The sequence below is a fragment of the Chryseobacterium potabilaquae genome, from assembly GCF_902728265.1.
Lineage (GTDB): Bacteria > Bacteroidota > Bacteroidia > Flavobacteriales > Weeksellaceae > Chryseobacterium > Chryseobacterium potabilaquae.
Window position 1 is genome coordinate 1 of sequence record NZ_CACVBR010000123.1, and the last position, 726, is coordinate 726.

Below are 726 nucleotides of genomic sequence, written 5' to 3' on the forward strand. Positions count from 1 at the left end.
AGAGAAAACGCTCTGAGGTAAGCTCAGCAAGATTCAAATAACCTCTTGATAAACCGGCTCCTCCTATATACAATTCTCCTACGGCTCCTACGGGTACTGGACGTAAATACTCATCTAATACATAAATCCGTTGATCCGGAATATGAGTTCCTATGATAGAAGCACTTCCTAATTCTTCTGAATCTAAAGGTCTATAGCTCACGTGAACCGTAGTTTCAGTGATTCCATACATATTGATTAAAAGAGGAGCCTCAGAATAACGACTATACCAAGGTTCCAAAGAAGAAAAGTTCAACGCCTCTCCTCCGAATATGACATAACGAAGGCTAGAGAGTTCTATATCCTTAGATAAAGCCACTTCTGTAAATTGATAGAACGCTGTGGGAGTTTGATTTAATACCGTTACTCCTTCTCTATGACATACATCAAAGAAGAGATGTAAATCTTTGGTTTGTTCTAAACTAGGAATCAATAGCTTTCCTCCATGAAGTAAGGCTCCCCACATCTCCCATACACTAAAGTCAAAAACATACGAATGGAATAAACTCCATACATCCTTATCCGTAAATCCATACCAATGATCCGTAGCACAGAATAAACGAACCACACTCTTATGTTCGATCATTACTCCCTTAGGCTTTCCTGTTGTTCCACTGGTGTAAATGACATAAGATAAATCACCTGAACTTACTTCTGTATTTGGATTATCCGCGGAACAAGTACTCA

At 39.0% G+C, this 726-nt stretch carries 1 protein-coding gene; it reads right to left on the bottom strand.

The genetic code is table 11. The annotated features are described in order from the left end of the window. Positions 1-726: AMP-binding protein (locus CHRY9293_RS18450; RefSeq protein WP_162034315.1), on the bottom strand; the 726-nt coding region annotated here is incomplete at both ends.